This is a genomic window from Roseateles sp. GW821-FHT02E12, from assembly GCF_059421665.1.
In genome coordinates, this window is the sequence record NZ_JBWKVK010000001.1 from 1,770,112 (window position 1) to 1,794,923 (window position 24,812).

At 68.1% G+C, this 24,812-nt stretch carries 21 protein-coding genes; 14 read left to right on the plus strand and 7 right to left on the minus strand.

Annotated features, from left to right (window positions below):
• The first annotated feature begins 24 nt into the window (after positions 1 to 24).
• Entirely contained in the window at positions 25 to 2,364 is a 2,340-nt protein-coding gene (locus tag AC07V5_RS08480; protein ID WP_495115203.1) for an NADP-dependent malic enzyme, read from the plus strand.
• On the opposite strand, the gene AC07V5_RS08485 is transcribed toward AC07V5_RS08480, so the two are convergent.
• Entirely contained in the window at positions 2,294 to 3,238 is a 945-nt protein-coding gene (locus tag AC07V5_RS08485) for a DMT family transporter (RefSeq protein ID WP_495115204.1), read from the minus strand. The two genes, AC07V5_RS08480 and AC07V5_RS08485, sit on opposite strands and share 71 nt — an antisense overlap.
• A 20-nt stretch (positions 3,239 to 3,258) precedes the next feature.
• On the opposite strand from AC07V5_RS08485, the gene AC07V5_RS08490 reads away from it, so the two are divergent.
• The 3 genes from AC07V5_RS08490 to pyk all read left to right on the plus strand — a co-directional run bounded on the left by AC07V5_RS08490 (position 3,259) and on the right by pyk (position 5,848).
• Positions 3,259 to 3,852, plus strand: coding sequence for a helix-turn-helix domain-containing protein (locus AC07V5_RS08490; protein ID WP_495115205.1), 594 nt, complete (start codon positions 3,259 to 3,261; stop codon positions 3,850 to 3,852).
• Between the two features lie 15 nt (positions 3,853 to 3,867).
• The gene (locus tag AC07V5_RS08495; protein ID WP_495115206.1) at positions 3,868 to 4,350 is read left to right on the plus strand and encodes a GNAT family N-acetyltransferase; all 483 of its coding nucleotides are present in this window, start codon (positions 3,868 to 3,870) and stop codon (positions 4,348 to 4,350) included.
• A 67-nt stretch (positions 4,351 to 4,417) separates the two neighbouring features.
• Complete coding sequence (pyk, locus tag AC07V5_RS08500; RefSeq protein WP_495115207.1) at positions 4,418 to 5,848, plus strand: pyruvate kinase; 1,431 nt, start codon at positions 4,418 to 4,420, stop codon at positions 5,846 to 5,848.
• A gap of 11 nt (positions 5,849 to 5,859) precedes the next feature.
• Here pyk and AC07V5_RS08505 read toward each other — a convergent pair whose 3' ends face one another.
• Together AC07V5_RS08505 and AC07V5_RS08510 are read right to left on the minus strand one after the other, a co-directional pair.
• Positions 5,860 to 6,876: an MBL fold metallo-hydrolase gene (locus AC07V5_RS08505; RefSeq protein ID WP_495115208.1), complete on the minus strand. Its 1,017-nt coding sequence runs from the start codon at positions 6,874 to 6,876 to the stop codon at positions 5,860 to 5,862.
• Positions 6,873 to 7,343 carry a group I truncated hemoglobin gene (locus AC07V5_RS08510; protein WP_495115209.1) on the minus strand — a complete coding sequence of 157 codons (471 nt, stop codon included), beginning with the start codon at positions 7,341 to 7,343 and terminating at the stop codon, positions 6,873 to 6,875. Before AC07V5_RS08510 ends, AC07V5_RS08505 begins: the two co-directional genes overlap by 4 nt.
• A 155-nt stretch (positions 7,344 to 7,498) precedes the next feature.
• Here AC07V5_RS08510 and AC07V5_RS08515 point away from each other — a divergent pair, with 155 nt between their 5' ends.
• Positions 7,499 to 8,248, plus strand: a complete 750-nt coding sequence (locus AC07V5_RS08515) for a substrate-binding periplasmic protein (protein WP_495115210.1) — start codon at positions 7,499 to 7,501, stop codon at positions 8,246 to 8,248.
• A gap of 38 nt (positions 8,249 to 8,286) precedes the next feature.
• Here AC07V5_RS08515 and cphA read toward each other — a convergent pair whose 3' ends face one another.
• Together cphA and AC07V5_RS08525 are read right to left on the minus strand one after the other, a co-directional pair.
• Entirely contained in the window at positions 8,287 to 10,848 is a 2,562-nt protein-coding gene (gene cphA, locus AC07V5_RS08520) for a cyanophycin synthetase (RefSeq protein WP_495115211.1), read from the minus strand.
• A gap of 15 nt (positions 10,849 to 10,863) precedes the next feature.
• Positions 10,864 to 13,047: a cyanophycin synthetase gene (locus AC07V5_RS08525; protein WP_495115212.1), complete on the minus strand. Its 2,184-nt coding sequence runs from the start codon at positions 13,045 to 13,047 to the stop codon at positions 10,864 to 10,866.
• Between the two features lie 102 nt (positions 13,048 to 13,149).
• On the opposite strand from AC07V5_RS08525, the gene AC07V5_RS08530 reads away from it, so the two are divergent.
• The 3 genes from AC07V5_RS08530 (at position 13,150) to AC07V5_RS08540 (ending at position 16,431) form a co-directional block, all read left to right on the plus strand.
• Positions 13,150 to 15,384, plus strand: coding sequence for a cyanophycin metabolism-associated ABC transporter (locus tag AC07V5_RS08530; protein WP_495115213.1), 2,235 nt, complete (start codon positions 13,150 to 13,152; stop codon positions 15,382 to 15,384).
• 87 nt (positions 15,385 to 15,471) lie between these two features.
• Positions 15,472 to 15,957 (plus strand): RidA family protein, encoded by a 486-nt coding sequence (locus tag AC07V5_RS08535; RefSeq protein ID WP_495115214.1) that lies wholly within the window; start codon positions 15,472 to 15,474, stop codon positions 15,955 to 15,957.
• Positions 15,958 to 16,431, plus strand: coding sequence for a cyanophycin metabolism-associated DUF1854 family protein (locus AC07V5_RS08540; RefSeq protein ID WP_495115215.1), 474 nt, complete (start codon positions 15,958 to 15,960; stop codon positions 16,429 to 16,431). It begins immediately after the preceding gene.
• A 52-nt stretch (positions 16,432 to 16,483) separates the two neighbouring features.
• Here the strand turns inward: AC07V5_RS08540 and bfr are convergent, their stop codons facing one another.
• A complete protein-coding gene (gene bfr, locus AC07V5_RS08545) occupies positions 16,484 to 16,960 on the minus strand; it encodes a bacterioferritin (protein WP_495115216.1) in 477 nt (158 codons plus the stop codon).
• Positions 16,961 to 17,066: 106 nt separating this feature from the next.
• Between bfr and AC07V5_RS08550 the strand changes: the two genes are divergently transcribed.
• From AC07V5_RS08550 to AC07V5_RS08570, 5 genes are all read left to right on the plus strand, one after another.
• The gene (locus tag AC07V5_RS08550) at positions 17,067 to 17,288 is read left to right on the plus strand and encodes a (2Fe-2S)-binding protein (protein WP_495115217.1); all 222 of its coding nucleotides are present in this window, start codon (positions 17,067 to 17,069) and stop codon (positions 17,286 to 17,288) included.
• A 141-nt stretch (positions 17,289 to 17,429) separates the two neighbouring features.
• Positions 17,430 to 17,636 carry a cold-shock protein gene (locus AC07V5_RS08555; protein WP_056875433.1) on the plus strand — a complete coding sequence of 69 codons (207 nt, stop codon included), beginning with the start codon at positions 17,430 to 17,432 and terminating at the stop codon, positions 17,634 to 17,636.
• Between the two features lie 87 nt (positions 17,637 to 17,723).
• A complete protein-coding gene (locus AC07V5_RS08560; protein ID WP_495115218.1) occupies positions 17,724 to 20,006 on the plus strand; it encodes a YgiQ family radical SAM protein in 2,283 nt (760 codons plus the stop codon).
• Between the two features lie 126 nt (positions 20,007 to 20,132).
• Positions 20,133 to 22,349, plus strand: a complete 2,217-nt coding sequence (locus tag AC07V5_RS08565; protein ID WP_495115219.1) for a putative bifunctional diguanylate cyclase/phosphodiesterase — start codon at positions 20,133 to 20,135, stop codon at positions 22,347 to 22,349.
• Between the two features lie 169 nt (positions 22,350 to 22,518).
• On the plus strand, positions 22,519 to 23,736 hold the full coding sequence (locus AC07V5_RS08570) for a 6-phosphofructokinase (RefSeq protein ID WP_495115220.1): 1,218 nt from the start codon (positions 22,519 to 22,521) through the stop codon (positions 23,734 to 23,736).
• Between the two features lie 6 nt (positions 23,737 to 23,742).
• Here the strand turns inward: AC07V5_RS08570 and AC07V5_RS08575 are convergent, their stop codons facing one another.
• Positions 23,743 to 24,216 carry a YciI family protein gene (locus AC07V5_RS08575; RefSeq protein WP_495115221.1) on the minus strand — a complete coding sequence of 158 codons (474 nt, stop codon included), beginning with the start codon at positions 24,214 to 24,216 and terminating at the stop codon, positions 23,743 to 23,745.
• A gap of 64 nt (positions 24,217 to 24,280) precedes the next feature.
• Between AC07V5_RS08575 and AC07V5_RS08580 the strand changes: the two genes are divergently transcribed.
• A complete protein-coding gene (locus tag AC07V5_RS08580; RefSeq protein ID WP_495115222.1) occupies positions 24,281 to 24,745 on the plus strand; it encodes a VOC family protein in 465 nt (154 codons plus the stop codon).
• Positions 24,746 to 24,812: the final 67 nt, after the last annotated feature.

Consider the following 24,812-nt stretch of genomic DNA (forward strand, 5'->3'; position numbering starts at 1 on the left):
GTTCCTCTCTGGAGACACGCCCCAATGGAAAAGAACAACGCTCCCTTGTCGCCTGCCGAAGCCGCGCTGCGCGACGCCGCCCTGGACTACCACCGCGCGCCGACGCGCGGCAAGATTTCCGTCACGCCGACCAAGGCGCTCTCCAACCAGCGCGACCTGTCGCTGGCCTACTCGCCGGGCGTGGCCTATCCCTGCCTGGACATCGAGCGCGACCCGTCGCTCGCGGCCGACTACACCTCGCGCGGCAACCTGGTGGGCGTCATCACCAACGGCACCGCGGTGCTGGGCCTGGGCGACATCGGCCCGCTGGCGGCCAAGCCGGTCATGGAAGGCAAGGGCTGCCTGTTCAAGAAGTTCGCCGGCATCGATGTGTTCGACATCGAGCTGGCCGAGCGCGACCCCGACAAGCTCATCGACATCATTGCCGCGATGGAGCCGACGCTGGGCGGCATCAACCTCGAGGACATCAAGGCGCCCGAGTGTTTCTACATCGAGCGCGAGCTGTCCAAGCGCATGAACATTCCGGTGTTCCACGACGACCAGCACGGCACGGCCATCATCTCGTCGGCCGCACTGCTGAACGGCCTGGAGCTGGTGGGCAAAGACATCGCCAAGGTCAAGGTCGCGGTGTCCGGCGCGGGCGCGGCGGCCATCGCCTGCCTGGACGTCATGGTGGGTCTGGGCGTGAAGCGCGAGAACGTGTTCGTCTGCGATTCGCGCGGCGTCATCCAGAGCGAGCGCGAGGATGCGAAGGCGGGCAAGCTGGATGAATCCAAGCAGCGCTACTGCCAGCTGACCAAGGCACGCACGCTGGCCGATGTGGTCGATGGCGCCGACGTTTTCCTCGGCTGCTCGGCCGCCGGCGTGCTGACCGCCGACATGGTCAAGACCATGGCCACGCAGCCCATCATCCTGGCGCTGGCCAACCCCGAGCCGGAGATCCGCCCCGAGCTGGCCAAGGCCGTGCGGCCGGACTGCATCGTGGCCACCGGCCGCAGCGACTACCCGAACCAGGTCAACAACGTCCTGTGCTTCCCCTACATCTTCCGCGGCGCGCTGGACTGCGGTGCCACCAAGATCACCGAAGGCATGAAGCTGGCCTGCGTGCGCGAGATCGCGGCGCTCGCCAAGGCTGAGACGTCGGATGAAGTGGCCGCCGCCTACGCCGGCCAGGAGCTGGCGTTCGGGCCGGACTACCTGATTCCCAAGCCCTTCGATGCGCGCCTGATCCTGCGGATCGCACCGGCTGTGGCGGCAGCCGCGGCGGCGGATGGCGTCGCGACGCGGCCGGTGACGGACCTCGTCGCCTACCGCCAGTCGCTGGAGCGTTTCGTCTACCAGACCGGCATGTTCATGCGCCCGGTGTTCGCCACCGCCAAGGCCGAGTGCGCACGTGTCATCTACGCCGAGGGCGAAGACGAGCGCGTGCTGCGCGCGGTGCAGGTGGCGCTGGATGAAGGCCTGTGCAAGCCCACGCTGATCGGCCGCCCCGAGGTGCTGGCCGCGCGTATCCAGCGCGCCGGCTTGCGCCTGAAGCTCGGTGAAGACGTCGCCGTCATCGACCCCGAGGATGACCCGCGTTTCCGCCAGTACTGGGAGGCCTACTACGCCCGCATGAAGCGCAACGGCTTCACGCCGGAGATGGCCAAGTCGGCGGTGCGCCGCTCCAACACGGCCATCGGCGCATTGGCCATCGAGCTGGGTGATGCCGACGCAATGATCTGCGGCATGGTGGGCCGTTTCGACCGTCACCTGGAGCAGGTGCGCGACCTCGTCGGCTTGCGCGAAGGTGTGCGCCAGTTCGCCGCGATGAACGCGCTGATCCTGGAGCAGATGACGCTCTTCATCACCGACACCTTCGTCAACGACGATCCGAGTGCCGAAGAGCTGGCCGACATCGCCGCCATGGCTGCCGAAGAGGTCAAGCGCTTCGGCCTGCCGCCCAAGCTCGCCTTCGTCAGCCACTCGATGTTCGGCTCATCCACGCGCCCGTCAGCGGTGAAGATGCGCCGCGCCCACGAGCTGTTCGCGGTGGCCCACCCCGAGGTCGAGTGCGACGGCGAGATGCATGGCGACGCGGCCCTGTCGGAGAGCGTGCGCCAGGCCTTCCTGCCCGACAGCAAGCTCAAGGGCGCCGCCAACCTGCTGGTGCTGCCGACGCTGGACGCCGCCAACATCCTCTTCAACGTGCTGAAGATCAGCGCCAGTCACGGCGTGACGGTCGGCCCCATCCTGCTGGGCGCTGCGGCGCCGGTCCACATCCTGACGCCGTCGGCGACGGTGCGCCGCATTGTCAACATGACGGCTCTGGCGGTTGCGGACGTGCGGGAAGCCCGCCAGTTGTCGACGGCAGTGAAGGGCTGAACTGGGCCATCGCGACGCCGGCGAGGATGACGCCGGCGCCGAGCAGCTTGGGTGCGCTGAACTGCTCGCCGCCCCACAGCCAGGCGATGAGGCCGGCCACGAGCGGCATCAGGTAGATCAGCGGCGCGGTGCGGGCCACGCCGCGCTTCTCGTTGGCCCAGCCCCAGGCCAGCCAGCCCAGGAAGCCGCCGCCGATGACCTGCCAGGCCAGGCCCGGCCACACCCATCCGGGCTGCGCCGGCCAGTCCAGGGCCATCAGCGCCGGCGAGCACCACAGCAGCATCGGCAGCGTGCAGATCAGGCTGCCGTAGCCCAGCACCGTCACGCCGCCGTGATGCTGGATCAGGGGCTTGCTGGCCACCGTGTAGTAGCTGAAGAGGGCGGCGGCGGCCAGCAGCGTCAGGTCGCCCAGGCCGGCCTGCCAGTCAGCGGCCAGCAGTTTGTCCGACGTGAACAGCAGGGCGCCGGTTGCGGCCATCGCCACGCCGGCCACCTGGCCGCTGGAGAGCCGCTCCACGCCGCTGAAGCGCAGGATCAGCAGCGTGAACACCGGCCCGCAGGCCAGCAGCACGCTGGCGCTGAAGGCGGTGGAGCCCTGCATGCCGTAGGCCGACAGCAGCAGGTGCAGGCCCTGGCCGATCAGCGTCAGGCGCACCAGCGGCCAGACCTCGCCGCGGTCCAGCCGTGGCCAGCGCGTGCCGAAACGCCAGCACAGCAGGGCCACGGCGCAAAAGGGCATCAGCAGGTAGCGCAGCCCCAGAAAGCCCGTTGGCCCCACCTGGTTGAACAAGGCCTTGGACAACGGGAAATTGACACCCCAGGTCAGCACGACGGCCAATGCGGCGAGCAGCGGAGCAAGTTGGCGGTCCTTCATATCGGCTAGCATATTCTCATATGAGAGAAGAATTCTCTGAATTGAACGACGAGGGGCAGTTCGAGCGTCAACTGGCCGAGCGCTTGGCCGCGCTGCGCACGGCGGCCGGCTGGTCGCTGGACGAACTGGCGTTGAAAAGCGGTGTGAGCCGCGCGACGCTGAGCCGGCTGGAGCGCGCCGAGACGAGCCCGACGGCGACGCTGCTGTCGCGCCTGGCCCGTGCGCACGGCCTGCCTTTGAGTCGCCTGCTGGCCGACGCCGAGGCCCTGCCCGTGCGCCTGCTGCGTGCCGCCGACCAGCCGCGCTGGCACGACCATCAGAGCGGCTTCGAGCGCCTGATGCGCTGCCCGCCGCTGGCCGGCTTCGCGACCGAGGTCATCGAGGCGCGCCTGGCCCCTGGTGCCGAATTGGCCTACGAGGAGCCGACCGTCGCGCGGCTGGAGCATCACCTCTGCCTGCTCGAAGGCTGCGTCAGCCTGACTTTGCAGGGCCAGGTCTTCACGCTGACCGCCGGCGACTCGATCAGCTTTCGTGTCGTTGGCCGCAGTGTTTTCGCCAACCCCGGCACCGAGCCCGCGCGATATCTGCTCGCGATGACAGTGCCTGCCCTGTAACTGGTATCGAACCACATGACGTCAAACCTGCCCACCCGCCTCGCGCCGCTGGACCCGGCCCACCCCGATGCCCAGGCCTTGATCGCCCAGTCCGAAGCGCTGATGACCGCTCTCTATCCGAGCGAAAGCAACCACTTCGAACCGGCCGACGGCCTGCGCCCGCCCAACGGCGATTTCTGGGGACTGTGGATTGGCGACGCGCTGGCCGGCTGCGGCGGCGTCAAGCATCACGCGCCCGCTGGCGAGCCCGCCTATGGGGAGATCAAGCGCCTGTTCGTGCTCGACAGCGCGCGCGGCCGCGGTGCGGCCAAGCAGTTGATGGCACGGCTGGAGAGCGACCTGCTGGCACGCGGCGTGACGCTGGCGCGGCTGGAGACAGGCATCCATCAGCCCGAGGCCATGGGCCTGTACCGGCGCCTCGGCTATGTGGAGCGCGGGCCCTTCGGCGACTACGCACCCGACCCCTTGAGCGCCTTCTTCGAGAAGGTGCTGGGCTGAAACACGACGAAACCCACGCGCGGTCTGGCGGACCATAATTCCGCGCCTTCCAAGAATCGAGACAGCCATGACCCGCGCCACCAAGATCGTCGCCACCCTCGGCCCCGCTTCCAACACACCCGAGGTGCTGGAGAAGATGCTCCGCGCCGGTGTCGACGTGGTGCGGCTGAACTTCTCGCACGGCAAGGCGCAGGATCACATTGATCGCGCAACCATGGTTCGCGCCGCGGCGGACCGCGTCGGCAAGTCGGTGGCCATCATGGCCGACCTGCAGGGCCCCAAGATCCGCGTCGGCAAGTTCGAAGGCGGCAAGATCGAGCTGATCCCCGGCGCGCCCTTCATCCTCGACGCCGATCGCACCGAGCTCGGCAACCAGGACATCGCCAGCCTCGACTACAAGGAACTGCCGCGCGACGTGAAGCCCGGCGACACGCTGCTGCTCAACGACGGCCTGCTGGTGCTGACCGTCGAATCCGTGCGCGGCGCGCAGGTGCACACCATCGTCAAGCTCGGCGGCGAGCTGTCCAACAACAAGGGCATCAACAAGCAGGGCGGCGGCCTGACGGCGCCGGCGCTGACCGGCAAGGACATGGAGGACATCAAGACCGCGATGTCCTTCCAGTGCGAATACCTGGCCGTGAGCTTCCCCAAGAACGCCACCGACATGGAGATGGCGCGCCAGCTGGCCAACGTGGCCGGCGAGCCCTATCGCCACAAGCCGGCCATGATCGCCAAGATCGAGCGCTACGAGGCCATCCCCCACCTCGAAGCCATCCTGAAGGCCAGCGACGGCATCATGGTGGCGCGCGGCGACCTGGCCGTTGAGGTGGGCAACGCGGCCGTGCCGGCGCTGCAAAAGCGCATGATCAAGATGGCCCGCGAGCTGGACAAGGTGTCCATCACGGCCACGCAGATGATGGAGTCCATGATCGTCAACCCGGTGCCCACGCGTGCCGAGGTCAGCGACGTGGCCAACGCGGTGCTGGACGGCACCGACGCGGTGATGCTCTCTGCCGAGACGGCCGCCGGCAAGTACCCGGTCGAGACGGTCGAGCAGATGGCCAACATCGCGCTGGAGGCCGAGCGCGCCGAGTTCGTGAGCCTGGACACCGACTTCGCCGGCCGCCAGTTCGGCCGCATCGACCAGTCCATCGCCATGGGTGCGCTGTTCACGGCCTACCACCTCGGCTGCAAGGCCATCCTGGCGCTGACCGAGTCCGGCTCCACCGCGCTGTGGATGAGCCGCCACCGCATCCAGGTGCCCATCTTCGGCCTGACGACGCAGCCGATCAGCCAACGCAAGATGGCGCTGTACCGCAACGTGCTGCCGCTCTTGATGCCCAAGTTCGAAGACCGTGACACGGCCCTGGCCGCGGCGGAAAAGATCCTCGTCGAGCGCGGTGTGCTGATGCCCGGCGACACCTATGCCATCACCTGCGGCGAGCCGATGGGCTACCCGGGCGGCACGAACATGCTGAAGATCTGCCGCGTCGGCTGACGCGCCCTGCCCTAGTCGCGGCGAGGAATGCGCCGCGTCTCGCCGATGGCCAGCGTGAAGAAGTCGTCCTCGGCCAGGCCCCCGGCGTCGCGTTGCCGGACGAGCTGGCGTAGCGGCTCGTCCAGCGCTTCGTCGGTCAGCTCGAAGGTGCCCCAGTGCACGCCCAGCGAGCGCGTCGCGCCGAGATCGGCGTGGATCTTCAGCGCCTCCTCGACGTTGACGTGCTGCTCCTTCATGAACCAGCGCGGCTCGTAGGCGCCGATGGGAATCAGCGCGATGTCGAAGCCGCCGGCTTGCTGGCGGGCGGAGAAGCGTTCGCGGATGGCGGCGAAGTCGCGGGAGTAGCCGGTGTCGCCGGCGAAGAAGAGCTGGCAGTCAGGCGCGAAGACGGCGAAGCCGCCCCACAGCGTCTTCATGCGGTCGTTCAGGCCGCGCGCCGACCAGTGCTGGGCAGGCACGAGCACGATCTCCATGCCGGCCAGCGTGTGGGACTGCCACCAGTCCAGCTCGACGACTTTGGCGATGCCACGCGCCTCAAACCAGGCTTTCAGCCCCAGCGGCACGACGAAGAGCGGGCCGCCGCCGGGGCGCTTGCTGAGCGCCCGGCAGGAGGGCAGGTCGAGATGGTCGTAATGGTTGTGGGAGACGAGCACGGCGTCGATGGCCGGCAGCTCGTGCAGGGCGACGCCGGGCGGTTGCTCGCGCTTCGGCCCGGCAAAGGGCAGCGGCGAAGCGCGCGCCGAGAAGATCGGGTCGGTCAGCACGTTCAGGCCGCCCAGTTGGGCCAGCACGGTGGCGTGTCCGATCCAGGTGACGGCCGGCTGCTGGGACGTGCCGGCGTTGGCGTGGATGAAGCCGAGGTCGGCCGGCTGAGTCGGGATGGCGGCCAGCGGCCGCGGCGGCAGGCCCTGGCGGGTCGCGGTCCAGCGCCAGCGCAGCACATCGGCCAGTGACCGGGGCTCGAAGTCGCCGTCGTTGTTCTGGAAGCCCCCGTCGCGGTGATGGGCCGGGCGGCCTGGGGGCTTCACTTCGTGATGATGTCGCGGTGGAAGAAGGCCATGCGCGCCAGCAGCTGGTTCTGCGTCGCGAAGGGCACGCCGGCGGCGTCCATCGCCAGCTGCAGGTTCTCGACCAGTGCGTTGAAGGCGGCGCGGTCGATGCCGAGATGGGTATGCGCGTCTTTCATGCTCACGCCGTCATAGACGCAGGGGCCACCGGCGACGACGCAGAAGTAGTCGGCCAGCACGCCCTTGAGGTGGGTCATGTTGATGCCGTCGAAGTAGCGCGCGATGCGCGCGTCCTTCAGCATGCGGTCGTAGAAGTCGTTGGTGAAGGCCTGGATGGCCTCCTTGCCGCCCAGCGCCTTGTAAAGCAGGTCGTCGACCGCCACCGGCGCCGTGCCGGGCAGCGCGGTGCTGGGCTTGGCGGCCTGGGCTTGCGCCAGCGGGGCCACCAGGGCCAGGGCGAGTGCGGTGAGCAGCAGGCGGGACTTCATCGGGTGGGCCTGGGAAGGATGACGGCCCAGTCTAGCGGGGCCCCTCGCGCTGCGGCGCACAGGCGCCACGCGTTTTCGTGCGCCGATCACATTCAGGCCGTCGCCGATCAGCCCTTGCCTCTCTCGGAATTGGCTGGCGCGGCATGATGCCTCCCATGAAGAGGGCTTGGCGTCGTTGGGGGCGAGGGATGGTGGGCGGCGTGGCCGCGCTGCTGCTGTGCCCGCTCGCCAGCGCCCAGCCGGCCCGCCCGCTGGTGATGCTGGTGGAGAGCAGCGCACTGATGCCGCAGGCCCGCATCGAGGACGACCGCGTCGTCGAAGGCCTGCACCTGGACATTGGCCAGGCCCTGGCCCGGCGCCTGGGCCGTGGGCTCGTTGCTAAGCCGGTGCCACGCAAGCGCCTGGCCGAGGCCCTGCAGCGGGGCGAGGGCGATCTGCTGTGCGACTACCAGAGCGACTGGCTGCCCGGAGCCTTTGCCTGGAGCCGGCCCTTCATTCCTGATCAGGCCTTGCTCATCAGCGCCACCACGGTGCCGGCGCCCGCCGGGCTGACGGCGCTGGCGGGCCAGCCGGTGGGCACGGTGCGGGGTTACGTCTACCCCGAGATGGCCGACATGCTGCGCTCGGGCTTCATGCGCGACGACGCACCCGATGCGCTGGCCAACCTGCAGAAGCTGGTGCTCGGCCGCGTGCAGCACGCGCTGACCGGCCGGCGCGTGCTGGAGTACCAGCAGCGCATCGGCCACTTCAAGCTGGCGCTGCACCCGCCGCTGGTGGTCTCCGAAGTGCAGGCGCAGTGCGCGCTGTCGGCGAGCAGCCCGGTCGGGTTGGCGGCCTTGAACGCCGCCATCCAGGGCATGGTCAGCGAAGGCGAGCTGAGCCGGCTGCTGGCGCGCTACCGCTAGCCGCGCCAAGCCGCCCACCGGGTGCCTTGCGTCCGGGCTCAGCCTTCCGCGATGCGCTTGGCCAGATGGGCCAGCGCCTCTTCCACCTGGTCCACCAGCACCAGGCAGAGGTCGCCCGGCTGCAGGCGCTCCAGCGCCCGGTCGATGGCCTTGAACTCGCCGATGATTTCCTCGATTTGCTTGGTGCGCGACGCGCCCTCCAGGCCTGCGCGCAGCAGCGCCACCACCTCGCCGGCCGCGCGGCCACGTTGGCAGGCGTCTTCGTAGAGGATGACCTCGTCGAAGGCGCCGCCGAGGATCTCGGTCTGCACGCGGATGTCCTCGTCGCGGCGGTCACCGGCGCCGCTGATGACGACGCTGCGCGTCTTGGCCGGCAGTGCCGCCACGGCGCCCACCAGGGCCTTCATCGCGTCGCCGTTGTGCCCGTAGTCGGCGATGACGGTGGCGCCGCGGTAGTCCATGACGTTGAAGCGGCCCGGCGCGTTGTCGGCGTCATTGGCAAAGCTGCCGACGCCGCGGCGGATGGTGTCCCAGTCCAGGCCCACGGCCCAGGCGGCTGCCACGGCAGCCATCGCGTTCTCGACCTGGAAGCCGATCAGGCCGCCGCGTGTCAGCGGCACGTCGCGCAGCGGGATGCTCTCGCGCCACACGCCTTGCGCGGCCACGAGCTGGTCGCCATCCACGTAGACGCAGCGCTTGCCCTGGGCGCGGTGCGTGGCCATCAGCGGGTGGTGACGGTCGGCCGCGAAGTAGATGACCTGGCCGGGGCAGATGGAGGCCATCTGCGCCGTCAGCGGATCGGTCGCGTTCAGCACCGCGTAGCCGTTGGGCGCCACGTTCTGCACGATGACGCGCTTCACCAGCACGAGGTCTTCCGCCGTGTGCAGGAAGTTCATGCCGAGGTGGTCGCCCGCGCCGACGTTGGTGACGACGGCCACCTGGCAGCGGTCGAAACCCAGGCCTTCGCGCAGGATGCCGCCGCGGGCGGTCTCCAGCACGGCAGCTTCCACGTCCGGGTGCATCAGCACATTGCGGGCGCTCTTGGGGCCGGAGCAGTCGCCGCTGTCGATCTGGCGGCCGTCGACATAGACGCCGTCGGTGTTCGTCATGCCGACCTTCAGGCCGCAGCTGGCGAACATGTGCGCGATGAGGCGCGTGACCGTCGTCTTGCCGTTGGTGCCAGTGACGGCCACGACCGGGATGCGGCCGTCCTCGGCCTTGGTGCCGCTGCCGAACAGGTGGCCGATGATGCCTTCGCCGACGTTGCGGCCCTTGCCGAAGCTGGGGCTCAGATGCATGCGCAGGCCCGGCGCGGCGTTCACCTCGACGATGCCGCCGCTGATCTCTTCGAGCGGGCGCAGCACGCTCTCGGCCACCACGTCGACGCCGCAGACATGCAGACCGACGACCTGAGCCGCAGCGATGGCGCGTGCCGCCACCTCGGGGTGCACGTCGTCCGTCACGTCGGTGGCGGTGCCGCCGGTGGACAGGTTGGCGTTGTTGCGCAGGATGACGCGCTGGCCCTTCTCGGGCACGGACTCGGGCGCCAGGCCTTGCTGGACCAGCCGCGCGACGGCGATGTCGTCGAAGCGAATCTTGGTGAGAGAGGTGGCGTGGCCATCGCCGCGGCGCGGGTCGGCGTTGACCTTGTCGACCAGCTCCTTGACCGTGTGCGTGCCGTCGCCGATGACGTGCGGCGGGTCGCGGCGGGCGGCGGCGATGAGCTTGTCGCCGATGACGAGCAGGCGGTAGTCGGAGCCGGGCAGGAACTTCTCGACCATGACGGGGCCGATCTCGTCCGCCGCCTTGTAGGCTGCCTCGATGCCCTCGCGCGTCGTCACGTTGACGGTGACGCCCTTGCCCTGGTTGCCGTCCTGCGGCTTCACGACGACGGGCAGGCCGATGTCCTGGGCGACAGCCCAGGCGTCGTCGACCGAATCGACCGGCCGCCCTGTGGGCACCGGCACGCCAGCGGCCTGCAGCAGGCGCTTGCAGAGATCTTTGTCCTGCGCGATGGATTCGCTGACGGCGCTGGTCGCGTCCACCTCGGCGGCCCAGATACGGCGCTGCTTGGCGCCCCAGCCGAACTGCACGAGGCTGCCTTGCGTGAGGCGGCGGTAGGGGATGCCGCGAGCGATGGCCGCGTTGACGATGGAGCCGGTCGAGGGGCCGAGGCGGATGTCTTCGTCCAGCTCGCGCAGGGCGGCGAGCACGGCGTCGGCATCGAATTCACCGCCGTTCAGCGCCGCCAGCACCAGCTTCAAGGCCTGCTCGAAGGCCAGGCGGCCGACGTCTTCCTCGCTGTACTCGATGACGAGCTGGTAGGTGCCGGCCTCGGGCGTGACGTGCGTCTGGCTGAAGGTGACCGGGCAGCCGGCCTGGGCCTGCAGGGCCAGCGTGGCCTGCTCCAGCACCTGGGCCAGCGACGCGTCCGCGCGCAGCTCACCGACGGTGGGGAAGAGCTGGCGCAGCCGTGGCTCGAAGCCGGGCAGGCGTTCGAGCGAGCGCTCGGACTCGTTGCAATGCACGATGGCCTCGATGGCCGTGTGGCGGCTCCACATGTTGGGGCCACGCAGCGCGCGGGTGCGGGAAACGTCCATGAGTCGTTTTCTGGTTTAAGCGAGGTGCAAGTTGGGCACGAAGGTGTCGAGGCCTGCGGCGATCAACTCGGGTGAGATGCCCAGGGCCCAGGCGGCGGCAACGGCGGCGAGCAGCGTCGAGGCTTCGGCGGCGCCGGGTTCAGCACTGCCGAAGCGGCGCAGCAGGGCCTCGATATTGGCGCCGGGTGTCTCGGCCGGCCCCTGGGCCAGCACGGCGGCACCGCCGCGCAGGAACACGGCACGGCCGCCGCGGTCGCGGTGGTGCTGGATGGCGTCGAGGCTGCCGTCCTCGGCGTACAGGAGCACCTCGCCGTCGCTGAGCTCGGCCATGTCGACCAGGCGCGGGTGGGCCGCGTGCAGCACGCTGGCGCCGTCGCTGAGCACGACGTCGATCTGGGTGCGCAGCACCTTGTAGAGCTGGTCCACGTCCTGCACGTCGAATTCGGCCAGCGCCTCGATGCCGTCCAGGTCGGTGACGACGCCGACATGGCAACGGTCGTAGGCCAGGCCGTCGCGCAGGATGGAGGCCGGGTCGTTCTCGACGACGACGGCATTGACGCCGCGGTTCATCAGCAGGCGGTGGGCGGCGTCCCAGCGGGCGCTGTTCTTCTTCTCGACACGGCGGGTGCCGAGGAACAGGCCGTCGCGGCAGGCCAGGCCGACGTGGCGGCCGTTCAGGTGCAGCAGCCAGGCGACGAGGCGCGAGATCTGGTGGCCCCCGCGCGAGCCGGCCACGCCGACGATGGGGATGCGGCCCGACTCGTCTTCTGCGAACAGGTGGTCGATGATGGCCTGGCCGACGGGCTGGGGCGCGCCACCGGCGGGCTTCAGGTGCATCAGCAGGCCCGGGCCGGCGTTCACCTCGACGATGGCGCCGCCGGTTTCGCTCAGCGGCTTGGAGATGTCCTCGGTGACGAGGTCGACGCCGGCGATGTCCAGCCCCACGGTGCGGGCGGCCAGCGACACGGCGTGGGCGACCTCGGGGTGGACGTCGGGCGTGCAGTCGATGGCGACATTGCCGTTGCGCTGGATCAGCACGGACTTGCCAGCCGGCGGCACGGACTCGGGCGTGAAACCCTGGCGCTGCAGATCCAGCAGCACGACGGCGTCGTCGCCCAGCTGGATGCGGTTGAGCGGGAAATCCTCGGTCAGGCCGCGGCGCGGGTCGGTGTTGATCTGCATGTCGACCAGCTCGGCAACCGTGTGCTGGCCGTCGCCATGCACCCAGGCCACCTCGCCGCGCGCGGCTGCCACGACCTGGCCGCCGACGACGAGCACACGGTGCTCGTTGCCGCGGATGTAGCTTTCCACCAGCACCGACGAGCCCTCGGCGTCGGCCAGCTTGAAGGCGGCCTCGCAGTCGGCCTCGTTGGCGATGTCCAGCGTCACACCACGGCCGTGGTTGCCGTCGCTGGGCTTGATGACCACGGGCAGGCCCAGGTCCTGCGCGGCAGCCCAGGCGGCGGCGGCGGTCTTGACCTCCTGGCCGCTGGGCACCGGCACGCCGACGGCCTTGAGCAGCGTCTTGGTCAGGTCCTTGTCGCCGGCGATGCCCTCGGCGATGGCGCTGGTCATGTCGGTCTCGGCCGTCCAGATGCGGCGCTGGCGCGCGCCGTGGCCCAGCTGCACGAGGTTGCCGTCGTTCAGGCGGATGTGCGGGATGCGGCGATCCGTGGCGGCCGCAACGATGGCTGCGGTCGAGGGCCCCAGGTAGCAGTCGTCCAGCTTGTCACGCACACGCGCCACGGCGGCGGGCACGTCGAAGGGCTGGTCGTTGATGACGGCCATGATCAACGCGTGGCCCTCGGCCAGCGCCGCGCGGGCCACCTGCTCGTCACGGGCCCGGAACACCATGCGGTAGACGCCCCGCTGGCTGGTGGAGCGCGTCTGGCCGAAGCCGGTGGGCATGCCGGCCAGGTTCAGCAGCTCGATGACGATGTGCTCCAGCACATGGCCGCACCAGGTGCCTTCGCGCAGCCGCTCCAGGAAACCGCCGCGCTCGCCGACGCCGCAGTGATGCTCGATGAGTGCGGGCAGGGCGGTCGTCAGGCGGTCGTTGAAGCCGGGGAGCAGGTGGCTGGGGTGGTCTTCCAGCTCGCCGAGGTCCAGCCAGACCTCCAGCACCGGCCGGTAGGTCCACATGTTGGGCCCGCGCAGGTAATTGATGCGCAGCAGGCGGATGTCGTTCTTCTGGCTCATGCAGCTTGTGGAGTGAGGGGGTTGTGCGGGTGCCAAGCGCGTGGAATTGTGCGCCGAACTCATCAGACAGAATCGCGACAGCCCGTCGGAACAAACAACAACATGCAAGACCTTCCTCCCACCATAGCGCCGCATCCTCAAATGGCCGCCCTGCAGGGGCGACTCCTTGCTGGCGAGAACGTGGTGGCCACGCTGGAGGTTGACCTGGACGCGCAAGCCCGTTTTGCCGAAGGGTTGATTGCGCTGACGAATTCACGCTTGCTGGCTTTCGACCCGGCCGCCGGCAGTTGGGCCGAGCAGGCTCTGGCCCCGGGCCAGAGCCTGCGCCTGAGCGACCACGGCGGCCTGGCCTTCATGGAGCTGTTCGACGCCCGGCAGCGCCTGGCGCGCTGGCGCTTCACGCTGGCCGGAAACCCGGCGGCCGTGCGCCTGGTGGATGCCTTCGACCGCGAGGTTCTGCGCCTGTCGGGCCAGGTGCCGGCCGAGGTGGAGGACGACGGCGAGGACTCGGCCTTTGATTTCGGCGAAGCCAGCAAGCCGCCCAGCACCTGGGTGCTGCTGCGGCTGTGGCGCTTTGCGCGGCCCTACCAGGGCCAGCTCTTGCTGGGCTTCTCACTCATGCTCGGCTCGATTGGCGCGACGCTGGTGGCGCCCTACCTGAGCATGCCGCTGATGGACCGGGTGCTGATCCCGTTCCAGAACGGCCAGTCGATCGACACCATGCTGGTCGGGTCGCTGCTGGGCGGCTTGCTGGGAGCGGCGTTGTTCTCGTGGCTGCTGGGCTGGGCCAAGACCTATCTGCTGGCCTTGGTGTCCGAGCGCATCGCAGCCGATCTGCGCACGGCGACCTTCGAACACCTGCTCGGCCTGTCGCTCGAGTACTTCGGCAACAAGCGCACCGGTGATCTGATGTCGCGCATCGGCTCCGAGACCGACCGCATCAGCGTGTTCCTGAGCCTGCACGCGCTGGACTTCATCACCGATGTGCTGATGCTCATCATGATCTCGGTGATCCTGTTCAACATCCACCCCGGCCTGGCGCTGGCCACCCTGGTGCCGCTGCCCTTCATCGCCTGGATGATCCACCTGGTGCGCGACCGGTTGCGCACCGGCTTCGAGAAGATCGACCGTGTGTGGGGCGAGGTCACCAACATCCTGGCCGACACCATCCCGGGCATCCGCGTCGTCAAGGCTTTTGCCCAGGAAAAGCGCGAGGCACAGCGCTTCCGGGAGGCCAACGCGAAGAACCTGGCCGTGAACGACCGCCTCAACAAGACCTGGAGCCTGTTCGGGCCGACCGTCTCGCTGCTGACCGAAATGGGCCTGCTCGTCGTCTGGGGCGTGGGCATCTGGCTGATCTCGCACCAGAGCATCACGGTGGGCACGCTGACGGCCTTCCTGGCCTACATCGGCCGCTTCTACGGCCGGCTGGATTCGATGAGCCGCATCGTCTCCGTCACGCAGAAGGCCGCGGCGGGTGCCAAGCGCATCTTCGACATCCTCGACCACGTCTCCAACGTGCCTGACCCGGTGAACCCGCAGCCGTTCGAGAACGTCACCGGTGCGATCTCCATGCAGGGCCTGAACTTCCGCTACGGCTCGCGCTCGGTGGTGCGCAACCTCAACCTCGACATCCGCCCCGGCGAGATGGTGGGCCTGGTGGGCCACAGCGGCTCGGGCAAGAGCACGCTGGTGAACCTGATCTGCCGGTTCTACGACGTGACCGAGGGCGCTATCAAGGTCGACGGCGTGGACCTGCGCCGCATCAAGGTGACCGACTACCGCCGCCACATCGGCCTCGTGCTGCAGGAGCCTTTCCTGTTCTTTGGCACCATCGCCGAGAACATCGCCTACGGCAAGCCCGAGGCGACGCGCGACGAGATCGTCGCCGCCGCGCGCGCGGCCCATGCGCACGAGTTCATCCTGCGCCTGCCGCATGGCTACGACAGCCTGGTGGGCGAGCGCGGCCAGGGCCTGTCGGGTGGTGAGCGCCAGCGCATCTCGATTGCCCGCGCGCTGCTGATCGACCCGGCCATCCTGATCCTCGACGAGGCCACGTCGGCCGTCGACACCGAGACGGAGAAGGAAATCCAGCGCGCGCTGGACAACCTCGTGAAGGGCCGCACCACCATCGCCATCGCCCACCGCCTGTCCACGCTGCGCAAGGCCGACCGCCTCGTCGTCATGGACCGCGGCGAGGATGAGTTGATCGCCAAGCAAGGCCACTACTGGCGGCTGTGGGAAGCGCAAGCCCGCCGCGTCGATGCCGAGGAGGCCGAAAACGCGGGCCTGATGGTCGTCGCCCCCAACCCCAGCGCCCATACCGCTGATGCTTGAGATGGAGCCTTTTGTCCGACGGACACATCGCCCGGCGGGCCGGCTTGGGGGCGGCCCGGCGCTCGGCCCCAGAACAGGACGACTGACATGACTGCATCTGATCGTGATCTCGAACTGGCCGCTGCCGCGGCCGAGCACGGCTTCGACCCTGCCCTGGGGATCCAGATCGGCGGGCGCTACACCTCGCTGGTGCGTGACGGCCGAACGCTCTACCTGAGTGGCCAGATCCCGCGCATCGGCGACCATGTGGCCGTCACCGGTGTCGTCGGCGCCGAGGTCAGCCTGGAGCGCGCCCGGCGCGGCGCGGCCATCTGCGTGCTGCGGGCACTGACGCTGCTGCGCCAGGAACTGGGCAGTCTGGCCCGGTTGAAGGCCGTGCTGCGGATGACCGTCTATGTGCATTGCGGTGCCGACTTCACCCAACACAGCGAGGTGGCCGACGGCGCGTCGGACCTGCTGTGGCGCGTGCTCGGTCCGGCTGGCGCGCACACGCGCACCACGGTCGGCGTGTTGCAGTTGCCCAAGAATGCGGCGGTCGAGCTCGACCTGATCGCCACCGAAGTGGAGACCTGAATGCCCGCATTGCCCTTCCGTGACCTGCAGCTGGACGCCTTCGGCCGGCTGGTGCTGACGGACCTCAACGGCGACTCGCATGTCGGCGTGACGCCGGTGCGGGCGCATCCGATCTCGGCACCCGATGAGGGCGTGTCACTGGTCGGCGTTCATGGCCATGAGCTGGCCTGGATCCCGCGTTTGTCCGAGCTGCCCGAGGGCCCACGCGGCCTGCTCGAAGCCGAGCTGGCCGCGCGGGAGTTTCACCCGACGCTGCAGCGGCTGATCTCGGTCAATACCTTCGCGACGCCCAGCACCTGGCGCATCGAGACCGACCGCGGCGAGATCGATTTCGTGCTGAAGAGTGAGGAAGACATCCGCCGCCTGGAGGAAGGTCGGCTGCTGATCACGTCCAACCACGGCGTGCAGCTGCAGGTGCCAGACCGCTGGGCGCTGGACAGGCATTCCAAGCGCTTGCTGGAACGCTTTCTCTGACGCAAGAAAAAAGCCGCCTGCAAGAGGCGGCTTGGTGCGAGGGTGAAGGCCCTCAGCTCGCGTCGCCCATCTGCGACTGCAGATAGTTCTGCTCGCCGACGGTGGCGACCAGCTCGATCTGGGTTTCGAGGTGGTCGATGTGCTCCTCGGTGTCGTCGAGGATCTGCACGAACAGCTCGCGGGAGACGTAGTCGCGCACCTGCTCGCAGTAGGCGACGGCTTCCTTCAGGTGGACGTGCGAGGCCTTTTCGATGATCAGGTCGCAGCGCATCGTCTCGACGGCGTCCTCGCCGATGTAGAGCTTGCCGAGGTCCTGCAGGTTGGGCAGGCCGTCGAGCGTCAGCACGCGCTCGATGAGCTTGTCGGCGTGCTTCATCTCCTCGATGGACTCCTCGTACTCGTGCTTGGCCATCTTCATCAGGCCCCAGTTCTTCAGCATGCGGGCATGCAGGAAGTACTGGTTGATGGCGGTCAGCTCCAGCTTGAGCTGGGCGTTCAGGTGGACGAGAACTTGTGCGTCGCCTTTCATGGCGTACTCCGAATCGTGAAATTGAACCGAAGTATCTCCAGCGAAAGCCCCTGCGCAAAACCGCTCTTTTTGCAAATGAGATCGATTCGCATTAAAATTCCGTCCCATGATTGTTTGTGTCTGCCACCGAGTCTCTGATCGCGACATTGCGATTGCCGCCTCCAGCGGCTGCGCGAATTTCGAGGCGCTGCAGGACGACCTGCGCGTTGCGACGGCTTGCGGCGCCTGCCGCGACTGCGCTTGCGAGGTCTTCGAGGAAAGCCGCATCGAAGGCGGATCGCGTGCCCGTGGCAAGGTCATCGCAGTTCAAGCCCTGCGGGCCGCCTGAACCGCTACAATCCTCGATTCGGCTGGCGGTAGCGTTGGCCGAGATGCCCGTTCCGTCTGATCTTGAGTGTTGTGTTTTGCCGCAGCCGCTCGGGCTGCGGGCAAATTGTTCATAACACCAAGGAAATCTCTCATGAGCACCATGCAAACCGGCACCGTCAAATGGTTTGACGACGGCAAGGGCTTCGGCTTCATCACGCCGGCCGACGGCAGCAAGGACTTGTTCGCCCACCACAGCGAAATCAAGAACAACGGCGGCTTCCGCACCTTGGCCGAAGGCGCCCAGGTCGAGTTCGAAGTCAAGCAAGGCCCCAAGGGTCTGCAAGCATCGAACATCCGTTCGCTGTAATCCCTCACGGCTTCGGCCGTTGAGTCAAGCCCGCGCACTGCGCGGGCTTTGTGCTTTCTGGGCCTGTCCACCGACAATCGCCGTCTTATGTCCGCATTACCCCAACCGCCCAAGGCGCTGACCGCTTACCGCCCGTTCTGGGCCAAGCGCTTCGGCCCCGCGCCTTTTCTGCCGATGTCCCGGGCGGAGATGGAGCAGCTCGGCTGGGATTCCTGCGACATCATCATCGTCACCGGCGATGCGTACGTCGACCATGCCAGCTTCGGCATGGCCGTCATCGGCCGCACGCTGGAGGCCCAGGGCTTTCGCGTCGGCATCATTGCCCAGCCGGATTGGCAGAGCGCCGATGCCTTCAAGGCGCTGGGCAAGCCCAATCTGTTCTTCGGCGTCGCGGCCGGCAACATGGATTCGATGATCAACCGCTACACGGCTGATCGAAAAATCCGCAGCGACGACGCCTACACCCCGGGCGGCGAGGGCGGCAAGCGCCCCGACCGCGCGACGCTGGTCTACACGCAGCGCTGCCAGGAAGCCTTCAAGGACGTGCCCGTCGTCATCGGCGGCATCGAGGCCTCGCTGCGCCGCATCGCCCACTACGACTACTGGCAGGACAAGGTGCGCCGCTCCGTGCTGGTGGACGCCAAGGCCGACCTGCTCGTCTACGGCAATGCCGAGCGCGCCATCATCGAGATCGCCCACCGCCTGGCGCGCCGCGAGCCCATCGAGAGCCTGACGGACGTGCGCGGCACGGCCTTCATGCGCCGTACCGACGACCCGACGGCCGAAGGCTGGTTCGAGCTGGATTCCACTGAAGTGGACCGCCCGGGCCGCATCGACGAGCTGATCAGCCCGTATCAGATCGTCGACGACAAGGTCTGCGAGACGTCCGAGCCCGACGCGCCCAAGCCGATCACCATCCACAAGATCGGCCGCATCAAGATGCCGCCGCGCGACCACACCGTCGTGCGCCTGCCCGCCTACGAGCAGGTCAAGAGCGACCCGGTGCTCTATGCCCACGCCAACCGCGTGTTGCACCTGGAGACCAACCCCGGCAACGCCCGCGCGCTGGTGCAGCGCCATGGCGAGCGCGACCTCTGGATCAACCCGCCGCCCATCCCGCTCACGACGCCGGAGATGGACCACGTCTTCGACCTGCCCTACGCCCGCGCACCGCACCCCAGCTATGCGGACGAGAAGGGTGGCCACGACGGCGCGACCAAGATCCCGGCCTGGGAAATGATCCGCTTCAGCGTGAACATCATGCGTGGCTGTTTCGGCGGCTGCACCTTCTGCTCGATCACCGAGCACGAGGGCCGCATCATCCAGAGCCGCTCGGAAGACTCCGTGATCCGCGAGATCGAGGAGATGCGCGACAAGGTCAAGGGCTTCACCGGCATCGTGTCGGACCTGGGTGGCCCCACGGCCAACATGTACCGCATCGGCTGCAAGAGCCCCGAGATCGAGGCCGCCTGCCGCAAGCCCAGCTGCGTCTACCCGGGCATCTGCCCGAACCTGAACACCAGCCACGATCCGCTCATCAAGATGTACCGCCGCGCGCGTGCGCTGCCGGGCGTCAAGAAGATCCTGATCGGCTCCGGCCTGCGCTACGACCTGGCCGTGGAGTCGCCCGAGTACGTGAAGGAGCTGGTCACGCACCACGTCGGCGGGTATCTCAAGATCGCGCCCGAGCACACCGAGGGCGGGCCGCTGTCCAAGATGATGAAGCCGGGCATCGGCAGCTATGACCGCTTCAAGCAGATGTTCGAAGCGGCGAGTGCCGCGGCCGGCAAGAAGCAGTACCTGATCCCGTACTTCATCGCCGCCCACCCGGGCACCAGCGACGAAGACATGATGAACCTCGCCGTGTGGCTGAAGAAGAACGGCTTCCGCGCCGACCAGGTGCAGACCTTCTACCCCAGCCCGATGGCCACCGCGACGGCGATGTACCACTCGGGTCTCAACCCGCTGAAGGGAATCAGCCGTGACGAAACCCGTGGCGAGAAGGTCGACATCGTGCGCGGCGAGCGCCGCCGCCGTCTGCACAAGGCCTTCCTGCGCTATCACGATGCCAACCACTGGCCGCTGCTGCGCGAGGCCCTCAAGGCCATGGGCCGGGCCGACCTGATCGGCAACGGCAAGCATCACCTGATCCCGAGTTATCAGCCCCTCACCGACGGTGGCTACGAGAGCGCGCGGCGCAAGAACTCCACAGCGGCCAAGCCCGCTGCCAAGGCCCCGGCAGCCGCGCCGATGAAGGCGGCCACGCCACGCAAGGGCCAGCTCTTGACCCAGCACACCGGCCTGCCGCCGCGGGTCACGGGAGCCGGCCGCAACAGCCCGTCGCGTCCGGGCAAACCCGCAAAACGTTGAGGCGAAACGGCGGACTTTTGCCCCTGCTTTTCGTGGCGGTGGGCCTGAGGATGCACTACGCTTGCGGCTCTTGACTAGAAGAGGCCGCTGCGCTGTGGCCGCCCAAGCCCGGAGCCCTGGCCCCCCATGCAAGAGACACCCGCCGCTGACGACGATCTGCTCGAACTGCTCGACGAGCCGGAGCACGCCGACGGCGAGCATCGCCCCAACGACCGGCCCTGGCGCATCCTCATCGTCGATGACGACGGCGACGTCCACAAGGCCACCGAACTGGCCATGCAAGGCCTGACGGTCGAAGGCCAGCCTCTCATCTTCCTGCACGCCAGCTCTGCCGCCCAGGCTCGCCAGTTGCTCGCCAGCGAGGACGACCTCGCCGTCGTGCTGCTGGACGTCGTGATGGAAAGCGAAGACGCCGGCCTGCAACTCGTGCGCCACATCCGCGACGAGCTGCGCCTGAACGCCGTGCGCATCGTGCTGCGCACCGGCCAGCCCGGCTATGCCCCCGAGATCGAGACGGTGCAGGCCTATGACATCAACGACTACAAGACCAAGTCCGAGCTGACGCGCACGCGGCTGTACACCGTGCTGACGGCTGCCGTGCGCTCCTACCGCCAGATCTGCGCGCTGGAGGCCAACCGCCGCGGGCTGGAGATGATTGTCGAGAGCAGCACGTCGCTGTCGCGCATGCGCGGCCTGTCGCGCTTTGCCGAGGGCGTTGTTACGCAGCTGTGCGCGCTGCTCGGCATCCTGCCCGAGGGCCTGGTCTGCGCCCAAGTGGGTGGCGAGAACGGGGACGAGGTACGCATCGTCGCGGCCGCCGGCCAGTACAGCGGTCTGATTGATCGACCGTTGGCCCAGGTCAAGATCACCGCCGTGCGCGAGCGCCTGGAGCGCTGCCTGCGCGAGCAGATCAACGTCTACGACGACGGCACCTGCCTCTACTTCGGCATGGGCCAGGGCCGTGCGATGGCCGCCTTGGTCGACGTCGGTCGCGAGCTCGACGAGCTCGACCAGCAACTGCTGCGCGCCTTCTGCTCCAACATCGCCGTCGGCTTTGAGAACGTCGTCCTGTACAGCCAGCTGCTGGACCAGGCCTACAACGATCCGCTGCTGCGCCTGCCCAACCGCAACCGCTTCGTCGAACTGCTCGACAAGAACCTGAAGGACCCGGCCGGTGTCACGCTCGCGCTGATCGACATCGACGACTTCTCCGACATCAACGACGCCTTCGGCCACCATTTTGGCGACCAGGTGCTGCAGGCCGTCGTGCATCGCATGAGCGACGTGCTGGGCCTGAACACCGCGATGGCCCGCGTTGGCGCCGATACCTTCGGCGTGCTCGGCGAGCACGCCAAGGTCTGCCCCGAAACCGTCAACGGCGTCTTTGCCGACCCCTTCATCGTGGCCGGCGAACGCCTGCAGTTGTCGGCCACGACGGGCCTCGTGCGCCTGGGTGAGTCCAAGGCCGTCGGCTCCGAGCTGCTGCTGGACGCCCAGATCGCGCTCAAGCGCGCCAAGCAACAGCAACGCGGCTCATCTCAGTATTTCTCGGCTGCGATGGGCAGCGACGCGCGAGAGCGCTTCAAGCTGCTCAAGGGCCTGCGCACCGGCTTCGAGGAAAGCCAGCTCTTCGTCGTCTACCAGCCTCAGGTCGACCTCGACAGCAGCCGCGTCATCGGCTCCGAGGCCCTGCTGCGTTGGCGCACGCTGGACGGTCGCTTCATTCCGCCGGACCAGTTCATCCCGCTGGCTGAGCAGAGCGGCCTCATCATTCCCATCGGCGAGTTCGTCATGCGTACCGCCTGCGCCCAGCTGAAGAAGATGCAGGCTCTCGGCCATGCCGACTTCCGCATGGCCGTCAACGTGTCCATGGCGCAGTTCCGCCACCCCGGCTTCATCGACATGCTGGGCCGGGCGCTGAAGGACTGTGGCGTTGCCGGCCAGAACATCGAGCTCGAGATCACCGAGTCCATGGCCATGGAAGACGCCGACCTCGTGCTGCGCGTGCTGGCCGACATCAAGCAGCTCGGCTTCAGCGTCGCCATCGACGACTTCGGCACCGGCTTCTCGTCGCTCAGCCAGCTGCGCCAACTGCAGGTCGACCGCCTCAAGATCGACCGCGCCTTCGTGCAGGAGGCGCAGGCTTCGTCCGCCGGCTCCACCATCGCGCAGATGGTCATCAACCTCGGCCGCGGCCTGGGCCTGACCGTCATCGCCGAAGGCATCGAGACCGAGGAGCAGCGCCAGTACCTCATCGGCCTGGGTTGCCACGAAGGCCAGGGCTGGCTGTTCGCCAGGCCCATGCCGGCCGATCAGCTGGAAACCTGGATGCAGAACCGGTGACCCCCTCGCCCGGTCCTGCCTGCTGAACGCGGCAAGCCGCGAGCACATCGCCAGCGCGGGCCGGCCAGGGAGCGGCCCGTCGCTCGACCCGCAGGCCAACTTGAAACCCGGATGAACCGCTGAGGCCCCTAAACTCCGCGCCGTCGATTGACGACAGCCAGGAGCGCTCATGAGTCTCGCGAAGATCCTCGTCGCCCAGGGCGGCGGTCCCACCGCCGTCATCAACCAGAGCCTCGTCGGCGTCGTGCTCGAAGCGCGGCGCCAGGCCGGCGTGGGCAAGGTCTACGGCGCCCGCCACGGCGTGCGCGGCATCGTCAACGAAGACTTCGTCGACCTGACGCAGGAGACCAGCCACAACCTGGAGCTGGTGGCCAACACGCCCGCCTCCGCGCTGGGCTCCACGCGCGACAAGCCCGATGCCGCCTACTGCCGCGAGATCTTCACGGTGCTGCAGGCCCATGGCATCACGCACTTCTTCTACATCGGCGGCAACGACTCGTCGGACACCGTGCGCATCGTGTCGGAAGAGGCGCAGGCAGCGAACTACCCGCTGCGCTGCATCCACATCCCCAAGACCATCGACAACGACCTTGTGGGCAACGACCACACGCCCGGCTACGCCTCCGCCGCGCGCTTCGTCGCCCAGGCCTTTGCCGGCGCCAACCTCGACAACGCGGCCCTGCCCGGCGTCTACGTCGGCGTCGTCATGGGCCGCCACGCCGGCTTCCTGACGGCCGCGGCGGCCCTGGGCAAGAAGTTCGACGACGACGGCCCCCACCTCATCTATCTGCCCGAGCGCCACTTCGACACCGAGCAGTTCCTGCGCGACGTCAAGGCCACGCACGAGCGCTACGGCCGCTGCGTCATCGCGGTGTCCGAGGGCATTCACGACGCCTCCGGCACGCCCATGCTTTCGAAGCTTGCCGGCGACCTGGAACGCGACGCGCATGGCAACGTGCAGCTCAGCGGCACCGGTGCGCTGGCCGACCTGCTCTGCGAGGAGATCAAGGGCAAGCTCGGCATCAAGCGCGTGCGCGGCGACACCTTCGGCTACCTGCAGCGCAGCTTCCTCGGCTGCGTGAGCGACGTGGATCAGCGCGAGGCCAGAGAGGTCGGCGAGAAGGCCGTGCAATACGCCTTCCACGGCAACCGCGACGGCTCGGTGGCCATCAAGCGCGTGGGCTACTACTCGGTCGACTACGAGCTGCTGCCGCTGACTGCAGTGGCCGGCAAGACGCGCACGATGGAAGACCACTTCATCTCTGACAGCGGCACCGACGTGACCGACGCCTTCCGCCTCTACCTGCGCCCGCTGCTGGGCTCGGGCATGCCGGATGCGTTCCGGCTGAGGCCGAACCCCGTGCCCAAGGTGCTGAACCGGGGCTGAGTCAGTTCAGGGCTTGGGCTTGATCAGCCTGGGGTGCCACTCGTTGACGGCCAGCAGCGCCGCCGAGCCGAAGTGCTTGTGCAGCTCGGCCACCATCTCGCCATTGACGATGACGGGGTCGGTCTCCACGGCCTTGCGGGCCACTTCCATGTCTGACGTCGCAAAGATGAAGAGACCGCGCCAGCCGTCCACGCCATCGAAGGGGCCGGCATAGGCCAGCAGGCCTTCCTTGGCCAGGCGCTCCATGTTGGCGAAGTGGCCCTTGAACATCTCGTTGCGGCCCGGCCCGTCGGGCATGCGCTTGGGGCCCGTCTTCAGCAGCACGAAGACATAGGAGCGCAGCCCCTGGTCGTTGGCGCCCCAGGCCTGGGCCTTGGCGGCGTCGTAGGCGGCCGGTGCTTCCTGGGCATGGGCACCGAAGGCACAGAGCAGCGCGAGGGCGCAGGCGGCGATGTGTTTAGCGAAACCTACGGTGTTCATGGTGTGGCGGTGCAGCAGTCGGGGTGCGAGGATTGAACCGCACCCCAGCTCTGCGGAGACCGCGATGAAACCCACCCCACCCGGCTGGCCGCGACTGTCGTCGGCCCTGTATTGCGAGAACGCGCGCGAAGCCATCGCCTGGTATCAAAAGGCCTTCGGCTTCGAGGTCGTCATCGTCGTGGACGCCCCCGACGGCAGCGTCATGCACAGCGAGCTGCGCTACGGCGAGGCCATCCTCATGGTGGCGGAGGGCAGTGCCGAGCGCGAGGTGCGCTTCGGCGCGCCGCTGCGTTCGCCCAAGGCCGCTGGCGGTGCCAATACCCAGAGCCTGTTTCTCTATGTGGACGATGCGGATGCCCATTGCGCCCAGGCCCAGGCCGCAGGCGCCCGCGTGACCTATGAGCTGACCAACAACGACTACGGCGCCGACTACTGGACCGACCGCAGCTATGGCTGCGTCGACCCCGACGGCCATCTGTGGTGGTTCAGCCAGCGTCTGCGCAACCCGGCGGGTCAACCACCGCCCTGACCCCTGCCGAAAGACACTTGCCGGCCTCTCGCCGATCTTCTACATTTGTAGTACGACAACTGTAGAA

What these genes read in the sequence shown, in the direction of transcription:
- AC07V5_RS08480 (WP_495115203.1), top strand. Translation starts at nt 25, where the DNA reads ATGGAAAAGAACAACGCTCCCTTGTCGCCTGCCGAAGCCGCGCTGCGC.
- AC07V5_RS08485 (WP_495115204.1), bottom strand. Translation starts at nt 3,238, where the DNA reads ATGAAGGACCGCCAACTTGCTCCGCTGCTCGCCGCATTGGCCGTCGTG.
- AC07V5_RS08490 (WP_495115205.1), top strand. Translation starts at nt 3,259, where the DNA reads ATGAGAGAAGAATTCTCTGAATTGAACGACGAGGGGCAGTTCGAGCGT.
- AC07V5_RS08495 (WP_495115206.1), top strand. Translation starts at nt 3,868, where the DNA reads ATGACGTCAAACCTGCCCACCCGCCTCGCGCCGCTGGACCCGGCCCAC.
- pyk (WP_495115207.1), top strand. Translation starts at nt 4,418, where the DNA reads ATGACCCGCGCCACCAAGATCGTCGCCACCCTCGGCCCCGCTTCCAAC.
- AC07V5_RS08510 (WP_495115209.1), bottom strand. Translation starts at nt 7,343, where the DNA reads ATGAAGTCCCGCCTGCTGCTCACCGCACTCGCCCTGGCCCTGGTGGCC.
- AC07V5_RS08515 (WP_495115210.1), top strand. Translation starts at nt 7,499, where the DNA reads ATGAAGAGGGCTTGGCGTCGTTGGGGGCGAGGGATGGTGGGCGGCGTG.
- cphA (WP_495115211.1), bottom strand. Translation starts at nt 10,848, where the DNA reads ATGGACGTTTCCCGCACCCGCGCGCTGCGTGGCCCCAACATGTGGAGC.
- AC07V5_RS08525 (WP_495115212.1), bottom strand. Translation starts at nt 13,047, where the DNA reads ATGAGCCAGAAGAACGACATCCGCCTGCTGCGCATCAATTACCTGCGC.
- AC07V5_RS08530 (WP_495115213.1), top strand. Translation starts at nt 13,150, where the DNA reads ATGCAAGACCTTCCTCCCACCATAGCGCCGCATCCTCAAATGGCCGCC.
- AC07V5_RS08535 (WP_495115214.1), top strand. Translation starts at nt 15,472, where the DNA reads ATGACTGCATCTGATCGTGATCTCGAACTGGCCGCTGCCGCGGCCGAG.
- AC07V5_RS08540 (WP_495115215.1), top strand. Translation starts at nt 15,958, where the DNA reads ATGCCCGCATTGCCCTTCCGTGACCTGCAGCTGGACGCCTTCGGCCGG.
- bfr (WP_495115216.1), bottom strand. Translation starts at nt 16,960, where the DNA reads ATGAAAGGCGACGCACAAGTTCTCGTCCACCTGAACGCCCAGCTCAAG.
- AC07V5_RS08550 (WP_495115217.1), top strand. Translation starts at nt 17,067, where the DNA reads ATGATTGTTTGTGTCTGCCACCGAGTCTCTGATCGCGACATTGCGATT.
- AC07V5_RS08555 (WP_056875433.1), top strand. Translation starts at nt 17,430, where the DNA reads ATGCAAACCGGCACCGTCAAATGGTTTGACGACGGCAAGGGCTTCGGC.
- AC07V5_RS08560 (WP_495115218.1), top strand. Translation starts at nt 17,724, where the DNA reads ATGTCCGCATTACCCCAACCGCCCAAGGCGCTGACCGCTTACCGCCCG.
- AC07V5_RS08565 (WP_495115219.1), top strand. Translation starts at nt 20,133, where the DNA reads ATGCAAGAGACACCCGCCGCTGACGACGATCTGCTCGAACTGCTCGAC.
- AC07V5_RS08570 (WP_495115220.1), top strand. Translation starts at nt 22,519, where the DNA reads ATGAGTCTCGCGAAGATCCTCGTCGCCCAGGGCGGCGGTCCCACCGCC.
- AC07V5_RS08575 (WP_495115221.1), bottom strand. Translation starts at nt 24,216, where the DNA reads ATGAACACCGTAGGTTTCGCTAAACACATCGCCGCCTGCGCCCTCGCG.
- AC07V5_RS08580 (WP_495115222.1), top strand. Translation starts at nt 24,281, where the DNA reads ATGAAACCCACCCCACCCGGCTGGCCGCGACTGTCGTCGGCCCTGTAT.